Below are 15520 nucleotides of genomic sequence, written 5' to 3'. Positions count from 1 at the left end.
CGCGCTCGTCGGCCACCTCGCGGGTATCACGGCCGGGGTAACCCCCGAGGGAGAGGCTCAGAAGTTACTGGGCGGCAGCGGAAGAGGCAGTCCGGGCAGGCCGTCGATGCTCTGTGCGATGTGGTCCTTCTTGGAGAAGTACGCGCTCAGCGAGGCGTCGTCCTCACGCGAGAAGCGCTTGCCGTGCAGGTCGCGATCTTCGTCGTACGACATGAGGGGCACCCCGTATCCGCAGGAGTCACGGATGAGTTCGGCCGTCACCACGATGATCGCGCGCAGCCCGTGCCGGGCCGGGTCGGTGTCCGGGAAGTGCGCGAGCAGTTCCTTGAAGCGCGGGTCGTCACGGAAGACGGGCTCGCCCCGGCCGTGCACCCGAACGATGTTGGGCGGCCCCTGGAAGGCGCACCACATCACCGTGACCCGGCCGTTCTCCCGCAAGTGCGCGATGGTCTCGGCAGTGCTGCCGGCGAAGTCGAGATAGGCGACCCGCTTCTCGTCGAGCACCGCGAAGGAGCCCGTGAGGCCCTTGGGGGAGAGGTTGACCGTGCCGTCACCGGCCAGCGGGGCGGTCGCGGTGAAGAATATCGGCTGCTGCTCGATGAAGGTGCGCAGCCGGCCGTCGATGCGCTCGTAAGTCTTTCCCATGCCTAAGAATTATGTAAGGTAACTCTTCGGTTGTCTAACGAATCCGCCCGGCGCAGTCGCCAGTCTGCGTGACCTGGTCCATCGACACGGTTCGCGCGGCCCGGGTCGTCCGGCTGGTGGCCGCGGTCTGGCCCGCTACCAGCTGTTCGACTGTCGCCATGCCCGGAGGGACGAGCTTCGGTCCATGTCATGCCTGGTCAGGAAAGCCGTGAGCCGATCCAGGGGATGGTGTCCCCCGGCAACAGGTAACGCTCGGTCTCGACGAACCCGTGCTTCCGCGCAAACCGCAGGCCGTCCTCGTTCGATGACAGGACGACGGTCTCGATGACCCTGGCACCCAGCTCCCGCGCCCGCTGGAGCCCACGCCCGTAGAGCGCTTCGCCGAATCCCTGTCCACGGTGAGCGTCGAGCACCCGGGCGATCACTGTCGCCGTCACGGTGTCGTCCGTCGGCGGGCGTACCGTGCTGCAGCCCACGAGCGCGTGACCGAGATACGCGATCTCCAGGTGGTGGCGCTCGGCACGTTCCCGTATGTCTTCCAGAGACAAGGCATGGGTCGGGATGATCACGTTGTGGACGTGCTGCCAGTCCTGGAAAGTGGCATCGCCGTCAGGCTGTTGAAAACGGAGAGCAGACATCCAGGAAGAAGACCTGACCACCCCTCGGACGTCAACTCCTTGTGCCGACAAGCCACCGCTGGCAGTCACGCGCCCCGGTGCCAACCGAGACAACCCCTTCATGTCACGGCCCTCGAGAACCGGCTCCGATCTGCACGGAGGCGCCATCGCGCGGCCGGGCGTGACCGCGTGACACCCGATGCCGGAAGGAGACGCGTGCTCCAGGGCCGGCACGAACAGTGCGGGATGCTGCAGGAGCACCCGTCCCAGGCCCCGCAGCCGGTCCGGCGCCGCCGCGCGATGCGCGGCGGTCGCCTCGTCGGCCAGCCGGTGGGCCTTCCCGGCCGTGGGCGCGTCGGTCCGGTAGGGGGCAGTGCGACGGCGAGGGGCCGACCAGCTGCACGTCGACGCCCTGCGCGTCCATCCGGGCGAGCCGGACGAGACCAGTTCTCGGGGCGGTCCTCCTCGTCCCGTACCGCCTCGCGTGCGGACCACTCCGCGCAGGTGCCGAGCAGCGGCCCTGGTTTTCCGTGGTGCTGACGCTTCCCGCGCTCGCCCTCGCTGGCTCGACCCCTTCGCTCCGGAGCCGTGGTCGACTTCGCTCCGGAGTCGTGGTCGACCGGCTCGGCCACAAGCGCCTGCTCATCGTCGCCACGGCCCTCCGCGCGGTGTTCGGAACCGCACCCCCGCGGCTGGACTCCCCGCACGGGATCCTCATCAGCCGGGTCCTCGTCGTGTCGCGGAAGCGGCCACCATGACCGCCTGCGCCACCCTCATCGGCGACCACCGCAGCGGAGCACTCCGCGCGGCGTCCAACGGGTGGAGCGGGCGACCGGGTCCAGCGTTGCCGTCTTGCCCGGCCCCCACCGGGTCGGCCGTGCCTGTGCTCGCCGTGCGTGTCGTCCTGTTCGGACCCATCCTGGAGGCCGGGCTGTGAAGCCCCCAGACCGCCTGACGGGAGGTTCTGTGATCCTGCTCGCCCTACTCGTACCGGTGGTGATGGTGGCCTTTCTCTTCGCTTCCGATGCGCTCATGGACCTCCTCTCTCCGCCGCAAGCAACCACAGGCGAGGACGTCCCGGTAACCGGCGAGCGGGCAGTCCTCGTCGGTTCGGCGGATGACCTGGTGTGATGTCGCCCGCGTGGGGGACGCGCGCCGATCGGCGTCCTGAGGAGGCCTCATTCGGTGAGCCGGTAGCCGTACGGCCGAAACCCTGGGGGCGGCCGATGTGCGCCGGCCGGTTCACCTGCGATACAGTGGATCTTGGACGGGCCGCCTGCGGGCCGGATTACGCCCATGCGTTGGTCGTCCAAGGAAAGACGCCCCGCTTCCTGCGGGGAGATGCAGGTGCAAGGCCTGCCCAGCGCTCCAGCACGAGCCCAGCCCCGGCAGGTCGGGGCTGGGCTCGTTTTTCTGCGCGGCACTGACCCTCGCACCACCTCCAGTGAGGCTAGCCGCCCACTCCAGCGCGAGCGCGACGAGCTCGTCCGCGGTGAGCTCGGCGCGCCTGCTCCTGGCCCGCGCCGGCGCCCCGCCGCGGGCACCGACGGATGTGCCTCTCCTCATCGCGCCGGAGGCGCGCGTGCGCTGCCCGCTGGTCAGGGTGCGGGATCGCAGGACATTGACGTCCAGGCCGGTGATCTTCTTCTCGGCCTCCACCGGAGCAGGGCCCGACAGCCCTCCCGCCGGACCAGGGACTCCGGTCGGTACACCCGTGCGGCGGAAAGCCGCGACCGTCGACGCGTCGCCGGGGCGGGGGAGGTGGAGCAGCGCGACTCGGCAGCGGCGTCGTTCCTGGTCCTCGCCGTCCTCGCCGCTGGCCTGCCGTGCGCCGCTCGACGCACAGCGCCGCGCCCGTGCGCACGCCACCCGGCCGGCCCTCGGCGGGTTCGGCCGGGCGCGCGTCGTCCCCCTGACCGGGTTCGCTTCCTGGCACGGCTCCCTTGACAGCCCCCCGCCTCAGCCGTTGGTCAGGCCGTCATGCCGGCCGGTCAGCCGATGATGGCGACCGGGGCGTCCCAGGCGTTGCGGTCGACGTTGATGGTGTGACCGCCGCGGGTCTCCTTGCTGTTGGCCTTGTACTGGTGGCCGCGGCTGTGGCCGGTGTACAGCTTCGGGTCCCAGGGCCAGTCCTTGGTGGTGGTCTCCTGGCCGTTCCACAGGGCGTACCAGAGGTTGCCCGGCAGGTCCGTGCGGTCCTTGGCGGTGGCGATCGCCTTGGCGCTGGAACTGCTGAAGCCGTAGAGGCCGGCGCGGTAGGTCTTGGCCCGCAGGGTCTTGGTGAAGGACCGCACGTAGGTGAGGGTGGCGTCGTTGCACACCTTGTCGGCGATGTCGTACGACTCCATGTTGAGGTAGATGGGGCTGCCGGCCTTCATGCCGAGCGCCGAGGCCTTGGCGACCGCGTCGTTGGCGTTGCTCACCCCGACCGAGGCCGCGTTGGCCGCGGTGAACCTCTCCTTGCTCCCGCTCTTCTGGCAGGGCGGCTGGGCGCCGACGTACAGGGGGATGACCCGCCAGCCGAGCGTGTCGACCGACTTCACCCAGGACTTGGTCAGGTTGGGCTGGGCGCAGCCGCGGTTCTTGCCGCCGACGTAGACCGCGACACCGCCGTAGTAGGCGTCCCTCTTCCACGCCTTCATCGCGGTGAGCGAGGGCGCCGTGCAGGCGTCGAACGCCCGGCCCGTGTAGGTCTTCTGCGCCGGCCACGCCGAGGCGGCCATCGAGGTCTGCGCCGCGATCCCGGCACCGGCCACGACGACGACACCCGTCGCGGCCAGAGCGATGTAACGGTTCTTCCTGGACAACCGGTGCTTCGGCATTCCCCACCCCATACGACATGTCACAGCGGGCTCCGGTACTCCGGAGCGGGACCGCAACCGGTCCCGGCCCAGTCTCGCAGGTCGCGCCCGCGGTCGTTCCACCGCCGCGCCCGGTGCCGCCGCGACCAGACCCGCTCGTCTGCGGCGGGTACCACGCGACAGGCCCGCGAAGGGGGAACCGCGGCAGGCGCCGGGGCGGTGCGGAACATCTCGAACCGGGCGAGCGCGTACCCCTCCGAGATCCTGCTGGTTGCGGTGGTCCCCACGAGCCCGTACGTCTTCCCCGCAAAGTGGGATCGGTCGCAGTTCTGCCAAGTTCGCCGGCGCCCCGGTGTTGTCCGTCACTCGATGCCAGTGCCGCCGAGGGCGTTCGGCACCGAGGCCCGGGACGACCACCGCCGGGACTTCCGCCGCTCGCCGCGGCCACTGAGGAAGCGACGCGCGGTCTTCGTCCTGACCTCTTCGTTGCCGGGCCGGACGTCGACGGCTCGGGTGATCGCGAGGCCATGGGCTGGTCCAGCCCTCCGGCCTCCGACGGTCCGCTACTACGTCGCCGGCCGTGCCCGGCGCACGGCCGGACGCCGCACGGCTCGCTGGTGATGCCGCGGATCAGTCGCCCGTTCGCGGCGGTAGTGCTCACGCGGCTCGCCACCCGGCCCGTGTTCCTCGTCGGACCGACCTGGCGCAGTGGGAGGGTCCCCGGTCTGGACGGCTGCTGGCTGTCCGTGTACGCATCGCTGGCACGGGAGCGGCATGCCGACAAACCTGTGCGGTGTCACCGGTGCTGGGGGAGTGCCTTCGGCCGCGGTCGGCATCGTGATGCCCGTTCTGCGGCCTCAGGAGGTGATGCGTTCGGGAGTGGGCGCTGCGTTGACCGGTCGAGGGCCGATGAGGGAAACGAGACAACAGAGTGTTCCTGAGGCGATGAATGCCGTGGTCGTCGAGAAAGTGCCCGCGACGCTTCCCGCGAGGGGTGATCCGACGGCTTGGCCGACGGAGATCATCGCGAAGGAGAGGGCGATGCCGGCGGAGGGCTGCCTGTGGAACACCCGGATGCTCCACACGAGGTAGATGCCGGTGAGGAGGATGTAGAAAGCGCCGAACGCGGCGGCTGAGAGGAAGGCGAGCGCCGTGCTGTCCGGGGTCACGGGGAGCAGCGCGATGGCCCCGCCGAAACCCAGCAGGCAGCAGCGCAGCGCGGTGGGCAGCCCCCAGGCGCCGACGAGCCGGCCGGCGAGACCGCCCGCCAGGCCGGCGATGCCGATGACCATCCAGAAGATCATGGAGACCGGGGTGGTCATGTGCCCTTGGGAGACGACCAGGTCCCGGGAGAAGGTCCAGTACACGGCACTCACCAGTCCCATGGCAGTCGTGGAGAGCAGCAGCGGTGCCGTCGTGCGGTTGACCCATTCCGCGGTCCTCCTCGGGCCGGTGGGCCGGGGTGGCGTCAGGGGTGTGGGCCCGGTGTCCCTGCCGGGCAGGACGGGGACGCACCACAGGGTCACTGCCAGGGACACCGCGGCGAAGGAGAACCACGCCGCCCGCCAACTGTCGCCCACCAACAGGGCCGTGGGCCCGGAGACGAGTACCCCGATGCTGGTTCCGGAGTTGATCCAGGTGTTGGCGGCCCCCTGCCGGTGCTGCTGAATACGCCGTTCCACAGCGTCGCCCATGGGCGGCGAGGCGAAGCCGGCGCTGACGCCTGCGACGAGGATGGCCGCGGCGAGAACGGTCCCGTCGGGAGCGGCGGCGACGAGGCACATCCCCGCCGTGCAGATGAGGCCCGCCAGGGCGACGACGGCTCGTGGCCCCAGACGGGGACAGACATAGCCCGAGGCGGCGATGGCCAGGCAGTACCCGACGTAGGAACCCGCTCCGATGAGCCCCAGAAGGCCGGGGGTGAGGTCGAAGTCGTCGCGGAATTCGGGCAGGAACAGGCCGTAACTGAACCGGGCGAGTCCGTAGCAGACCGCGATCATCGCCAGCCCGGGCAGGACGAGGGGCAATCCGATGCCGGACAGAAGGGGTGGGGAGGAGGCGCGCGATGGCGTGTTCATGTGGGCTCGTTCCGATCCCTGCGGCCGTCCACTGCGTCGGTCGTGTCCGGCTGCGACGACTGGACCGACCGGTGCGCGCTGTCGACCGTGCGCGGTTTCCGGCGACGGCGGGGCGGCGGTTTGAGCCCCAGCCTGATGGCGTGAGCCGCGTGTATGCCATAGGCGAAGTCTCCGCAGAAGCGTAAGAACGTGCGCAGAGGTGTCATGGCCCCGCCTTCCCGGTCGCGATACGGCCTGTGCGAGTGCAGCCTTCCCGGTACTCGGGTATACATACCGGTATAGCTAATCTATGGCGTGGCGCACGCACTGTCGATGAGAACACGAGCCGCCAGGCGCGCACGTACGACCGGATCGGGCGCGACATCGCTCGCCGAAGAGGCGCACGCGCCGTCGTGCAGCATCAACAGCTGCTCGGCCAATGCCCCGGGGTCGGTGGCGTCCGCGGCGTCCGCTGCCTCTTGCAGCCGGGTCAGCATCCAGGTCTTGTGCTGCCTGGCGATCCGCCGGCCCGGGTGGCCCGGGGGAAGTTCGGTACAGGCGCGAGCGAAGGCGCAACCGCGGCGGTTGCCTGCCGTCATCCACGCCTGCAGGACGTCGAACATGCCCAACAGCTGGTCTCGGGGAACGCCCCGGCGCTCGGCGAGGAGAGCACGCAGATCCGCGCGCCACTGCTCATCGCGGGCCCGGAGGTAGGCCACGATCAACTCGTCCTTGGAGCCGAAGCGGTCGTACAGAGTCTTTTTGGTCACTTCCGCCTCGGCGGCGATCGCCTCCACCCCCACCGCCTGGATGCCCTGTTCGTAGAAAAGTCGCGAGGCGGCCGCAAGGACCTTCTCACCTGCCGGTGTGAGCCGCCGCGCGGAGCCGGCGCTCTGGCCCGGCCCCGATCCGAGGCCCCGATCATTGTTCGTCATGCGATCGACTCTAGCGGTGCTCAAGACGCCTGCCCCTACCTAAACCGTTCTGGATACCTGACCGGAAACGGATCATCTGCACGCAGCGGAGGTGGGTACGTGTCACACGAACACCGCCGACAACACCAGTCACGGAAGGTGACCGACGTTGCAACCCGAGGCCTATGTAGATCCGATGCGATACGTCGAAGGAGAGCGCCTGGCGGAACGCGCCGCCCTCCCCGCGACCGCCTACACCAGCCAGGCCCAGTTCGAGCGCGAACGCGAACGCGTCTTCACCGAGTCATGGGTCTACGCATGCCCGGTTCGTGAGGTCTCCCGGCCCGGTGCCGCCATACCGGTCGAGGTGGCCGGCCGACCTGTGATCATCACCCGCGATTCGGACGGCCGCCTGCACGCCTTCCACAACGTCTGCTCGCACCGCGGAACCAAGCTGCTGTGCGAACCGAAGGAAGGCCGCAAGACGCTCGTCTGCGCCTACCATGCCTGGATCTACTCCCTGGACGGTCAGCTCATACGAAGCCGGCATTTCGCCGGGGTCGACCGTCATGACCTTCCCGACCTACCGGCGGCCGAGTTAGGTCTGAAGCCCTTGGCGGTGGGCGAGTGGCTCGACTTCGTTTTCGTCCACTTCGACCCTGCCGCCGCACCGCTGGAAACCGCCCTGGCACCGCTCGTCGAACGCTGGCAGCCCTACGACCTGTCGCTCATGCAGCACACGGCACACCTGCGCTACGACTTCCAGGCCAACTGGAAGCTGATCGTGGAGAACTTCCTCGAGAGCTACCACGTGCCGTTCATCCACCAAACGCTGAACACCTACTCACCCTTTACGGAGCGGTACCAGCTCCGGCTCTCCGAAGACCTCATCGGCATCGGACAAGGGCTCTACGCCCCCGCCCAAGGAAACGAACAACAACTCCCCCGTTGGCCCGCCGCCAGTGATGACCTGAGGGCGGAGTACTTCTCGCTCTTCCCCAACTTCCTCATCGGCCTCATGCCGGACCACCTCTTCGCCTGGCACCTCGACCCCCAAGCTGCGGACCGCACCGTCGAGCATCTCGACTTCTACTTCGTCGGGGACGCCGCACACTCCCCAGCCTTTGAGAACCAGCGCACCGCAACGCTGGAGAACTGGAAGCAGGTCAACGACGAGGACTGGGACATCGTGCAGCGGATGCAGATCGGCTGCTCCTCTCCGGCTTTCGACCGTGCCGTCCTCTCGCGCCGGATGGAACGCAACATCAACCACTTCCAGGAGAACGTCCTCCAGCACACCGGAGAGGTCACCCAGTGAAGACAAGCCATGACGTCATAGCCCGCTCCCACCAGCTCGACGGCACGCCCGATCAGCTCACCGCCTACTACGGCTCATGGGCCACCACATACGAGCGGGACGTGCGCAACGTCGACTACCAGGGCCCCCGTATCATGGCCGACCTGTTCACCAGCCTGCAGCGCGACGGCACCCCGACCACCGCTCTGGACGCGGGCTGCGGCACGGGACTGATCGGATCGCAGTTGGCCGCGCGCGCGGAAACCACACTCGACGGCCTCGACCTCAGCCACGCGATGATCGCCGAGGCGGCGAAGACCGGCACGTATCGGCTCCTCACCAGCGGTGTCGACCTCAATCTCGGACTGAGGGAGATCTCCGCCCACACCTACGACATCACCCTGTGCTGCGGAGTCTTCACCCCCGGACACGTTCTCCCGGTAGCCGTGGAGGGACTCCTCCGCGTCACCCGCCCGGGTGGATACGTTCTCCTCAGCACCCGCAAGCGGTACCTCGAAGAAACCAACTTCGTCGAGCACCTGAACGAACTCTGCGCGGCGCAACGCACGGAAGTCCTCCAGCGCCACGTCGACCAGCCGTACACCGCCGACGAGACCGCCGACTACTGGGTACTGGCGAGCCGGTGACCACCGCCGGCCCCTTACCCCCGGCATGATGTGCGCGCTTCCGCAACGGCGCCCGCCGGCCTCAGGGCCCGATACCGAGTCCTACCGGCGCATCGGGGCCGACCGGGCCGACGCCCAGGGACCAGGACGGGTGCACCGCCGCCCCGAAGGGTCAAGGCCCCGGTCAGCTCCTGTCGCGGTCTGGGTGGCGGCTCGTGAGACCGAAATGACGGAACCGAAGTGGCTCAAGAGCGTCAGAGGTTGAATCTGGCTCCACTCTGCGCTCATGGCGCTGCACGGATGTCGGACGTCGGGATACGGTCCGGGGGAGATGCGGGGGAATGAGCTTCCGGCTGGCGGCGTACGCCGTGTGCATCGACAACGGGCGGGTGCTGCTCGCCCGTCACACACCACCCAACGGCGAAAGCAACTTCCTGCTCCGGGAGGGTCGCTCCTGCCGACGGCTCCCTAGCTCCGCAGGAGCCGGGAGACCTGCGGCCACAACCCGTCCATGACGGACGGGTCGTTCGCCAGCTTCGCGAACATGACCATGCCCTCCAACTGGGCGAGAACGGCGCGGGCGGTGGTGCGGGTCGCGGCCGATCGGGGGATGGCGCCCTGCTCGGCCGCATCCGCCAGCGTGGCGTGCACCATGTCGATCTGCTCGTCGAAGATCTCTGCCAGCCGGGCCTGGACGACCGCGTCCTGGGTGCTCATCTCCAGCGCCAGATTGCCGAACAGGCACCCGCTGACCGCGCCGCCCTCGGTCTTCGCCGCGCGCTGGGCCGCGGCTTGGTCGAGGAGGAGCTGCTCCAGCCGGTCCTCCGCCGGCCCGTCGCCGCGCAGGGTTGCCCCCCAGGCGGACCGCTGGGCCGCCCAGTGCGCGTTGATCGCCTCGATCGTCAGCGCCTGCTTCGACTCGAAGAAGTGGTAGAAGCTGCCCTTCTTCACATCGGCGCGGGCACAGATCTCGGCGACACCGATCGTGCCGTAACCCCGGCTCAGCATCAGGCCGCAGGCCGCGTCCAGCAGTCGTTCCCGTGCAGTGCTCGTCCGTCCCATGGCGTGAGTATACGGCCGGTCAACTACGAGGATGGCTTTTAGTTGACCGGTCGTCTATGGTCTCGTCAGGTGGTGGGTGCCTGCCCACCGACCAGCCCGATCCGTGAGGACTTCACCATGCCCGAGAACATCACCGTCGCCGTGGCCTTCCACAGCGGCTACGGTCACACGGCCCGCCAGGCTCGTGCGGTCGCCGCCGGAGCCGGATCTCTGCCCGGAGCGCGGGCCGGGCTGTGCGACGTGGCCGTCGTGGACGACCATCTGTGGGAGACGCTGGCCGCCGCCGACGCGATCGTCTTCGGCACACCGACCTACATGGGCAGCCAGTCCGCCGTCTTCCAGGCTTTCGCCGAGGCCAGCGCCCCGGTCTGGATGGAGCAGGGCTGGGCCGGGAAGCTCGCCGCCGGTTTCACCAACTCCGCGGGCGTCAACGGCGACAAGCTGAACGTCCTGGTCTCCCTCTCGCTCTTCGCCGCTCAGCACGGCATGAACTGGGTCTCGCTGGGTCTGCCGCCCGGCGGTGAGTACTCCACCGCGGGAACCCCGGAGGACCTCAACCGCCTCGGCGGCTTCCTCGGCGCGATGGCCCAGTCACCCTCGGAACTGGGCCCGGACGACGCCCCCTCCGGGTCGGATCTGCGGACTGCCGAGCATCTCGGACGCCGGGTGGCCGAGACCGCCCTGGAGCAGGTGGCGGGGCGCGCTGCGCTCACTGTCGCCCGGTGAACGCCCCAACCCGAGCCCCCCTCAACTCCAAGGACGACTGGCATGACCGATCGAAAGCACTCCTGGACCCGTGGCCGGCTCGCCGAGCTGCTGGGCCTCGATCTCCCCATCGTGCAGGGCCCGTTCGGCGGCGGACTGTCGTCCGTGGCGCTCGCCTCGGCCGTCTCCGAGGGCGGCGGGCTCGGCTCGTACGGAGCACACATCCTCACACCGGACGGCATCGGCGAGCTCGTGGGTGAGCTGCGGAAGGCCACCACCCGACCCTTCGCCGTCAACCTCTGGGTCCCGCACCCCGACGAAGCCGCGGCACCGCCCGACCGTGACCGCAGGGCCCATTACGCCGAGCTGCTGCGCCCGTGGTTCGAGGAACTGGCCCTGCCGACAGGGACGTTGGAGGATCCGCCACCCGCTCCCCGCTTCGATGAGCAGATCGACGCGCTGCTCGCGGCGGAGCCGCCAGTGATCACCTTCGTGATGGGCATCCCCGACACCCGGGTACTCGACGAGGCCCGGCGCCGGAGCATCCGGACCATCGGCACCGCGACCACCGTGGAGGAGGCCCTCGCCATCGAGGCGGCAGGCATGGACGCCGTCGTCGCCTCGGGCAGCGACGCGGGAGGGCACCGCGGATCATTCCTGCGCCCTGTCAATGAGTCCCTCGTCGGGACCTTCTCCCTCGTCCCCCAGGTCGCACAGGCCGTTTCGATCCCCGTGGTGGCCGCGGGCGGCATCGCCGACGGCCGGGGCATCGCCGCGGCGCTGACGCTCGGGGCGGACGCAGTGCAGATCGGCACCGGCTTCCTCGCCACCGATGAGTCCGGCGCGAGCGCCGTCCACCGGGCCGCGCTGCACGGCCCCGAGGCGCGTACGACCGTACTGACCCGAGCCTTCTCGGGACGGCTCGCGCGAGCCGTCCCCAACCGCTTCATCCGTGGGGCACTGGCATACGAGAACGAACTGGCCCCCTACCCGATCCAGTACGCACTCACCCGCCCGCTGCGCACAGCGGCCGCGGAACGGGGCCTGGCCGACTACGTCAACCTGTGGTCCGGACAGGCGGCAGCGCTCACCCGGCCGCGCGGCGCCCGCGCCTACCTCGACGAGCTCATCGCCGGCACCGAGGCGGCACTGCGCCGCCCGGCGACCGGGCACGGCTGAGACGCGAGCTGCCGTCACTGCGGCGGGCGGTTCTTCGACACCGCTCCGCGCGGAGCGGTGTCGATGAACCGCGCACCGCGGCACAGCTCGCCACGTCGGCGCGAGGGCTGCGAGGGCAGGACGGCCTCAATACGGCCCACCGGGCCGGCCTGATGGAGAGCCACTGCAAGGAAGCGTTGCCCGGCCGCTACGGCGCAGGCCGGGCAGCGCCTGCACCGCTGACCGGATCGGTCCGCTGCCGGACCCGATCCGGCCTGTCGATGCCCCGCCCGGCGGCTCAGGCTTGGAGACATGATCCGAGCACTGATCGTCATCGATGTCCAGGAGTCCTTCCGCGCCCGTCCGCTCTGGGCGACCACCTCCGACCTGAGGATCGCCGACCAGGTGAACCGGCTGGTCCGGCTCTCCCGCCGAGCCGGAGACCTGGTGGTGTGGATACTGCACTCCGAGCCCGGCACCGGTGATGTCTTCGACCCGGCCCTCGGCCATGTCCGGCTGATGGAGGAGCTGGAACGAGCGGATGGGGAGCCGTTGCTGCACAAGACCTCACACAACGCCTTCACCACCACCAACCTGCAACAACTCCTCACCGGGCGCGGCATCCGCGAACTCACCGTCTGCGGCATCCGTACCGAGCAGTGCGTGGAGACCACCACCCGCGTCGCCAGCGACCTCGGCTACCGCGTCACCTTCGCCGTCGACGCGACCGCGACCAATCCCGTCCCGCACCGCGACGCGCCCGCCGACCAGAGCGTCGCCGAGCTGCTGGCCGACCCCCGCACGCTGGCTGCCGAAGAGGTCATCAGGCGCACCGAGTGCGCCCTCGCCGGACGCTTCGCCACCATCGCGACGGTCGACCAGCTGGAGGCAGCAGCGGGACGTCAGTCATGATGACCGAATCGTGAGTCACATCGCCTTGTTCCTGGTGCCCGGAGTCCACTTGCTGGACCTGGCCGGCCCCGCGCAGGTCTTCTCCACGGCCGCCGACTTCGGGCACCCCTACACACTCTCGTACGTCGCCGAGCAGCCACACGTCCCCACCGCCCAGGGGCTGCCGCTGGTGGCCGGACTCGACTGGCCCGAGCTCGGACCCGATGATCTGATCGTGGTGCCCGGCTGGCGGACAGCCACCCTGGCCGACGCCCCAGCCATCGCCGCCGCCTCCTTGCAGGCCCTCCGGGACCACCACGCCAGGGGCGGGACTGTGGCCAGCGTCTGCGCCGGAGCCGAGGCGCTCGGCCGGGCCGGCCTGCTCGACGGCCGCCGTTGCACCACCCACCACGACGTGCAGGACGAGCTGGCCCTGCGCCATCCCAGGGCGGTGGTGGTCCGCGACGTCCTGTTCACCTCCGACGACCGGGTGATCACCTCGGCCGGCATCGCCAGCGGCATCGATCTGGCCCTGCACCTGGTCGCGGCCCGGCACGGCCCGGCGGTCGCCGCCCAGGTGGCCCGGGACATGGTCCTCTACGCTCGCCGCAACGGCCATGAGCCGCAGTCCAGCGCGATGCTCCGGCACCGGTCCCACCTCGACGACACCGTGCACCGCGCCCAGGACCTCATCGACACCCGCTTCGACCAATCGCTCCCGCTGCCCACCCTGGCCTCGGCCGTCGGCGTGAGTGAACGCACCCTCACCCGCCTCTTCAGCCGCGCCACCGGGCTCACCCCGCTGCGCTACCAGCAGACCCTCCGCCTCGAACGCGCCCAACACCTCATCAGCCATGGCGCCACGATCGACGCTGCCGCCCGCTCAGTCGGTTTCGAGGACCTCCGTATGCTGCGCCGCCTCCGCGCCCGCCCGGCCTGACTGCGTCAGGTGATCGAATGCCTTTGGGTGGCAACTGACTCGCGGGTGGCACCCGGGACCACACTCCGGTCGGCGAGGGGAACGGCCGTGCCGTCGGCTGCCGCAGCACAGCTGATCAGCGGCTGTCGCCCGGGTGGTGGACGCTGAGGTCGCCGTAGCCGGCCAGAACGCCGGCCAGAACGCCGGCCAGGTCACCGGGTTGGTGCCGCAGGGTGGTGTCCAGGAAGGCGAGCGTTGTCGCGGCGACGACATGCGGGCTCTCGGTGCGGCCCAGGGAGCCGACCAGCGAGGGCACAGGTGGCAGGTACAGGGGGCCGTCCATGAAGGTGAGGTGTGCGGCGCCGGGGATGGTGAGCCGGTAACTCGTCACGGTGTTGTGCTCAAGGGCCATGGTGAGGCGGGGTATGTAGCGTGGGTCGGTTCCGGGGGTGACGGCCTGGGTGAGCGCGAGCGCCGGCTGGTGGAGGGAGGGGGACGTGGGGCCGTGGGGGTAGCCGTCCAGATCCACGACGGCATCGAACCGGTGGTCCTGCCGGGCTGCCCGCAGGGCGGCAGCACCACCCATGGAGTGGCCGGTGACCGCGACCCGACCGGTGTCCAGGCGTCCGGTCAGCGGGCCGGCGGTACCACCTCGGCCCAGCCGGTCCAGTTGGGTGAGGACGAAGCTGAGGTCGGCTGCCCGAACAGCCGTCCAGCCGGTCGACAGCACGGCGTCCCGGTCCCGGTCCCCGGTGGAGGCGGTTCTGGTGTGCAGCGTTCGGCCGTCGGTGAGGACGACGACGGCGGAATCGTACGGGTGGTCGAGGGCGGCGACCAGATAGCCGTGGCTGGCCAGCTCCTCCGCCCAAGCGGTGTTCTGGGTGCGCACTCCGCCCGATCCGGGAGAGAACAGCACGACCGGGAACCGTCCGCCCCTGTCGGCCACCGGGGCGTTGAGGACCGCACGGGTGTGGGCACGCGCGACGCCGTCGACCAGGAAGCCGGGCAACCCGACCTGGCCGGCGAGGGCGTCGGAAACGGTGCGCGCCTCGTGCTCCGTGCGTCCGAGGTACTGGGCCCGCCGCGTGCCTGCGGGGCTCTTCCGCGCGGGATACCAGAGCTGGACCACGACCGTGCGCCGGTCGTGCGGATCGGCGGTGAAGGTCTCGGGGCGGCGTGGGTCGGTCCACTGCACCACGCGGGTGCCGACCGCGAAACGGCCTGACGGCTCGGGAAACACGGGTACAGGAAAGGCCCAGGCGGCCACCGGACCCATGGCGATCAGGCCGACGCAGGCCACCGACCCGGGCAACGCCAGCCACCATCGGGCCCGCCACATCGGCTTCCCGGTACGGCGTCGCAGCAGGGGGGAGAGGGCGAACGGCAACGTGACGGCAGCGCCTGCCAGTACCGGCAGCATCTGCCAGCGGATCCCCACCCCACTCAGCACGATCGCGGACAGCACGAGAACCGCCCCCGCCGCGATCGTGACGCCCGGGCGGGCGACGGGGGGAAGCCAGCGTCCCACCACCAGCGCGACGGCACCCAGCAAGGCAAGAACTTCCAGGGGGGACATGTACAGTCCCGCGATGATTTCGGTCACCCGGCCATCCTCGGGGCGGGGCACGCGATGCACATCGACCCCGGGTCGCCGTCGCATGCGACGGGAGTCGCAGGCCGAGGGCACCTCCCGTACGACCGGAGTCGCATCCAGGCATCTCGCCGGTGCAAGCGGAGCCGCGGTCGCGCACGCCAGGTGAACGGCCGCCTTGCGACCGCGGGAGTAGCGGGACTCCTCCTGCGGTCGTACCTCGGCGCGATCCCATCG

15 protein-coding genes and 1 pseudogene are annotated in these 15520 nt (G+C 70.0%); 7 read left to right on the top strand and 9 right to left on the bottom strand.

The features are described from left to right. Positions 1-57 precede the first annotated feature (57 nt). The 3 genes and pseudogenes from AB0H53_RS18075 to AB0H53_RS18065 all read right to left on the bottom strand — a co-directional run. The gene (locus AB0H53_RS18075; RefSeq protein ID WP_362113650.1) at positions 58-645 is read right to left on the bottom strand and encodes a pyridoxamine 5'-phosphate oxidase family protein; all 588 of its coding nucleotides are present in this window, start codon (positions 643-645) and stop codon (positions 58-60) included. 197 nt (positions 646-842) lie between these two features. Then, positions 843-1283, bottom strand: coding sequence for a GNAT family N-acetyltransferase (locus AB0H53_RS18070; protein WP_362113799.1), 441 nt, complete (start codon positions 1281-1283; stop codon positions 843-845). 192 nt (positions 1284-1475) lie between these two features. Beyond that, positions 1476-1701: pseudogene (locus AB0H53_RS18065) on the bottom strand (amidohydrolase); the annotation flags it as partial. 527 nt (positions 1702-2228) lie between these two features. Between AB0H53_RS18065 and AB0H53_RS18060 the strand changes: the two are divergent. Continuing rightward, positions 2229-2393, top strand: a complete 165-nt coding sequence (locus tag AB0H53_RS18060; RefSeq protein WP_362113647.1) for a hypothetical protein — start codon at positions 2229-2231, stop codon at positions 2391-2393. An 860-nt stretch (positions 2394-3253) separates the two neighbouring features. Here AB0H53_RS18060 and AB0H53_RS18055 read toward each other — a convergent pair. From AB0H53_RS18055 to AB0H53_RS18045, 3 genes are all read right to left on the bottom strand, one after another. Beyond that, on the bottom strand, positions 3254-4084 hold the full coding sequence (locus AB0H53_RS18055) for a glycoside hydrolase domain-containing protein (protein WP_362113644.1): 831 nt from the start codon (positions 4082-4084) through the stop codon (positions 3254-3256). An 836-nt stretch (positions 4085-4920) separates the two neighbouring features. Further along, positions 4921-6141, bottom strand: coding sequence for an MFS transporter (locus AB0H53_RS18050; protein WP_362113641.1), 1221 nt, complete (start codon positions 6139-6141; stop codon positions 4921-4923). Between the two features lie 287 nt (positions 6142-6428). After that, positions 6429-7055, bottom strand: a complete 627-nt coding sequence (locus AB0H53_RS18045; protein WP_362113638.1) for a helix-turn-helix domain-containing protein — start codon at positions 7053-7055, stop codon at positions 6429-6431. A gap of 175 nt (positions 7056-7230) precedes the next feature. Between AB0H53_RS18045 and AB0H53_RS18040 the strand changes: the two genes are divergently transcribed. Beyond that, on the top strand, positions 7231-8352 hold the full coding sequence (locus AB0H53_RS18040) for an aromatic ring-hydroxylating dioxygenase subunit alpha (RefSeq protein WP_362113635.1): 1122 nt from the start codon (positions 7231-7233) through the stop codon (positions 8350-8352). Continuing rightward, positions 8349-8978, top strand: coding sequence for a class I SAM-dependent methyltransferase (locus tag AB0H53_RS18035; protein ID WP_362113632.1), 630 nt, complete (start codon positions 8349-8351; stop codon positions 8976-8978). The genes AB0H53_RS18040 and AB0H53_RS18035 overlap by 4 nt, the downstream gene beginning before the upstream one ends. Positions 8979-9425: 447 nt before the next feature. Here AB0H53_RS18035 and AB0H53_RS18030 read toward each other — a convergent pair whose 3' ends face one another. Further along, positions 9426-10019, bottom strand: coding sequence for a TetR/AcrR family transcriptional regulator (locus AB0H53_RS18030; protein ID WP_362113629.1), 594 nt, complete (start codon positions 10017-10019; stop codon positions 9426-9428). Positions 10020-10136: 117 nt separating this feature from the next. On the opposite strand from AB0H53_RS18030, the gene AB0H53_RS18025 reads away from it, so the two are divergent. Both AB0H53_RS18025 and AB0H53_RS18020 read left to right on the top strand, forming a co-directional pair. Next, entirely contained in the window at positions 10137-10745 is a 609-nt protein-coding gene (locus AB0H53_RS18025) for a flavodoxin family protein (RefSeq protein ID WP_362113626.1), read from the top strand. 42 nt (positions 10746-10787) lie between these two features. Beyond that, positions 10788-11903 (top strand): nitronate monooxygenase, encoded by a 1116-nt coding sequence (locus AB0H53_RS18020; protein ID WP_362113623.1) that lies wholly within the window; start codon positions 10788-10790, stop codon positions 11901-11903. Between the two features lie 14 nt (positions 11904-11917). Here the strand turns inward: AB0H53_RS18020 and AB0H53_RS18015 are convergent, their stop codons facing one another. Beyond that, positions 11918-12067 (bottom strand): hypothetical protein, encoded by a 150-nt coding sequence (locus AB0H53_RS18015; RefSeq protein ID WP_362113620.1) that lies wholly within the window; start codon positions 12065-12067, stop codon positions 11918-11920. A 127-nt stretch (positions 12068-12194) separates the two neighbouring features. Between AB0H53_RS18015 and AB0H53_RS18010 the strand changes: the two genes are divergently transcribed. Together AB0H53_RS18010 and AB0H53_RS18005 are read left to right on the top strand one after the other, a co-directional pair. Then, positions 12195-12794 carry an isochorismatase family protein gene (locus tag AB0H53_RS18010; protein ID WP_362113617.1) on the top strand — a complete coding sequence of 200 codons (600 nt, stop codon included), beginning with the start codon at positions 12195-12197 and terminating at the stop codon, positions 12792-12794. Between the two features lie 10 nt (positions 12795-12804). Further along, positions 12805-13713: a DJ-1/PfpI family protein gene (locus tag AB0H53_RS18005; protein WP_362113614.1), complete on the top strand. Its 909-nt coding sequence runs from the start codon at positions 12805-12807 to the stop codon at positions 13711-13713. Between the two features lie 115 nt (positions 13714-13828). On the opposite strand, the gene AB0H53_RS18000 is transcribed toward AB0H53_RS18005, so the two are convergent. Next, the gene (locus AB0H53_RS18000) at positions 13829-15268 is read right to left on the bottom strand and encodes a dienelactone hydrolase family protein (RefSeq protein WP_362113796.1); all 1440 of its coding nucleotides are present in this window, start codon (positions 15266-15268) and stop codon (positions 13829-13831) included. Positions 15269-15520 lie beyond the last annotated feature (252 nt).

The sequence above is a fragment of the Streptomyces sp. NPDC050856 genome, from assembly GCF_040653855.1.
Classification (GTDB): Bacteria; Actinomycetota; Actinomycetes; order Streptomycetales; family Streptomycetaceae; genus Streptomyces.
Note: the sequence above shows the minus strand (reverse complement) of the source record. Positions and strands in the feature narration are given on the sequence as shown.